This window comes from Streptomyces sp. NPDC058955 (assembly GCF_042741435.1).
Lineage (GTDB): Bacteria > Actinomycetota > Actinomycetes > Streptomycetales > Streptomycetaceae > Streptomyces.
Window position 1 is genome coordinate 1 of sequence record NZ_JBHYKM010000248.1, and the last position, 1,323, is coordinate 1,323.

General features: G+C 73.8%; 1 protein-coding gene. It reads right to left on the minus strand.

Annotated elements, in window-relative coordinates; translation table 11 throughout:
• Positions 1 to 112 precede the first annotated feature (112 nt).
• On the minus strand, positions 113 to 1,180 hold the full coding sequence (locus tag ACFW1I_RS38375) for an aldose epimerase family protein (protein ID WP_384678818.1): 1,068 nt from the start codon (positions 1,178 to 1,180) through the stop codon (positions 113 to 115).
• Between the last annotated feature and the right edge of the window lie 143 nt (positions 1,181 to 1,323).

Genomic DNA, 1,323 nt, shown 5'->3' on the forward strand with positions numbered 1-1,323 from the left:
GTTTTTTTTTTTTTTTATCTCCCCCCGCGGGGGGGGGGTCCCCCCCCCCCCGTCCCCCTGGGGTGGCCCCCCCCCCCCCCCCGGGGCGGCCCCCCCCCGTTCTCGTCCGCGCTCAGTCGCGGGTGCCGAACCGCAGGACCGTCCTCGACGCGTACTCCTCGCCCGGCCGCAGCACCGTGGACGGGTCCCCGGGGCGGTTCGGCGCGTCCGGGAAGTGCTGGGTCTCCAGCGCGACACCGGCGCCCGGCCCGTAGGGCGTACCGCTCTTGCCGACCACCGAGCCGTCGAACTGCCCCGCGGTGTACACCTGGAGTCCCGGTTCCGTGGTCAGCACCTCCATGCGGCGGCCGGTGGCCGGCGCGTACAGGACGGCGGCCCGGCGCAGCGAGCCGTCGGCCCGCGGGCCCAGGACGAAGTTGTGGTCGTAGCCGTCGCCGGCGCCGGGGCGGGCCAGGGCGTCGGCGATCCTGAGCGGCCGGCGGAGGTCGAAGGCGGTGCCGGAGACGGGCAGATGGTCCCCGCGGGGAATGAGGTCGTCGTCCACCGGTGTGTAGTGCGAGGCGTCGACGGTGAGTTCGTGGCCGAGGACGTCGCCGGCGCCCTCGCCGTCGAGGTTGAAGTAGGCGTGGTTGGTCAGGTTCACCAGGGTGGCCGCGTCCGTGACCGCCGTGTAGGAGAAGGCGAGTTCGTCGTTCCGGCCGATGAGACAGCTGACGGTGACGTCCAGGTTCCCCGGGAATCCCTGGTCGCCGTCCGGGCTGTGGAGGCGCAGGAGCACCCCGGTCCACTCCGGGGTGTGCACGCTCTCGGCCTCCCAGAGGCGGGTGTCGAAGCCGTCGGTTCCGCCGTGCAGGCAGTGGCCGGTCTCCTGCGTGGTCAGCCGGTACGCCGTCCCGTCCAGCGAGAACCGGCCGTGTGCGATGCGGTTGGCGTACCGGCCGACGGTGGCGCCGAAGTACCGGGCGGTGGTGGCCGTCAGGGCCGGGTCGCGGGGAGCGAGGACGACGTCGCCCGGGACGCCGTCACGGTCCGGGACCCACAGGCCGTGCAGGACGGCGCCACGGGTGTGCACCTCCGCCGTGAGTCCGCCGGGGAAGCCGAAGGTCCACCGTTGTCCGGCGTACGGGTCGGGGCGGCAGACCGGGGGGACTCCGGTGACGGTGGGTGAGGACGGGTTCATGGGAGGTTCCTTGTCCGGAGCGGGGTATCGCCCGGAACGGGGGCAGGGAGGGCCCGGCCCCCCAGAGGGCGCGGGGGGTTGGAGGGGTGGGCCCAGAGGGACTAAAACAGGGGGGCGGCCCCCCGAAAGGTGAGGAGGGGGGT